Raw genomic sequence first — 1,520 nt, 5'->3', positions numbered from 1 at the left:
TGTTGGACGGGTTGGCGCAGTTGGCCGACGGGTCGCCGGGGGCTGCGGTGGTCACCGGGCGTGCCGTTCCGGCCGGCAAGACGGTGTTCGTTTTCCCCGGCCAAGGCGCCCAATGGCTCGGCATGGGTGTCGAATTACTCGACGCCGCACCGGTTTTCGCTGAGCGACTGCAGTCCTGCGCAGAAGCGTTCGCGGAATTCGTCGACTGGTCGCTGATCGACGTCCTGCGCGGGGCGCCCGGGGCGCCGAACTTGGACCGCGTCGATGTCGTGCAGCCCGCGCTGTTCGCGGTGATGGTGTCGCTGGCCGACCTGTGGAAGTCGATCGGTGTGCGTCCCGACGCCGTGATCGGGCACTCGCAGGGTGAGATCGCCGCCGCATACGTGGCGGGTGCGTTGTCGCTGCGCGATGCCGCACGAGTCATCACGCTGCGCAGCAAGTTATTGCTGGCGCTGTCCGGCCGCGGCGGCATGGCGTCGCTGGCCTGTGGGCCGGAACAGGCCCGAGAGATGCTGGCGCCGTACGGCGATCGGGTCAGTATCGCCGCGATCAACGGACCATCGGCCGTCGTCGTCTCCGGTGAAGTCGCCGCGCTCGACGAACTGGTCGCCTACTGCACCGAACGTGAACTGCGCGCCCGGCGCATCGACGTGGACTACGCATCACATTCCGTTGTCGTGGAGGCGATTCGCGATCACCTCGCGGAGGCGCTGTCGGGCATCGAACCGCGGTCTTCGCGCACCGTCTTCTTTTCCACCGTCACCGGCGCCCAGTTCGACACCGCCGTCCTGGACGCCGACTACTGGTTCCGCAATATCCGCCAGACGGTGGAACTCGACCAGGCGGTGCGCGCCGCATCGCAAAGCGGCTACCGGACTTTCATCGAATGCAGTCCCCACCCGGCATTGGTCGGCGGGGTCGAGGACACCGTCCACGAGCACAGCGGCGGTGGCGCCGAAGCCGCCGTCGTCCCCACCCTCGGCCGCGACGACGGCGGTATCCGTCGCTTCCTGTCCTCAGCCGCTCAGGCTTTCGTGTCCGGCGTCACGGTGGATTGGCGTGCGACGCTGCCGGCTGCCGGATTCGTCGAGTTGCCGACATATGCCTTCGAGCGGCGGCGATTCTGGCTCTCCGGTGACGGCGCCGCCATCGACGCCGCCGGGCTGGGTTTGGCGTCCGGTCAGCACCCGTTCCTGGGCGCGGTGGTGGAGTTGCCGTCCAGCGGCGGAGTGGTGCTGACCGGCCGTCTCTCGTCGGGATCTCAGCCGTGGCTGGCCGAACACGCGGTCGGTGGCGTGGCGCTGTTCCCGGGGACCGGGTTCGTGGATCTGGCGATCCGCGCCGGCGACGAAGTCGGCTGCCCGGTCGTCGACGAACTCACGCTGCGAACCCCCTTGATGGTGCCCGCATCCGGCGCCGCGGCGGTGCAGGTGGTCGTCGAAGCCGCGCAGGACTCCGGCCGGCGTAGCGTCGCGGTGTTCTCCCGCGCGGAGGCTGGCGCCACTTGGGTTCTGCACGCC

Annotated in this window: 1 protein-coding gene; it reads left to right on the top strand. The window is 69.2% G+C overall.

Features of this window, described 5'->3' with window-relative positions; translation table 11 throughout:
• Positions 1-1,520, top strand: a 1,520-nt coding sequence (locus tag WA317_RS01795; RefSeq protein ID WP_425171405.1) for an acyltransferase domain-containing protein, incomplete at both ends; no start/stop codon positions are given.

The organism is Mycobacterium sp. (assembly GCF_049802695.1).
Classification (GTDB): domain Bacteria; phylum Actinomycetota; class Actinomycetes; order Mycobacteriales; family Mycobacteriaceae; genus Mycobacterium.
Note: the sequence above shows the minus strand (reverse complement) of the source record. Positions and strands in the feature narration are given on the sequence as shown.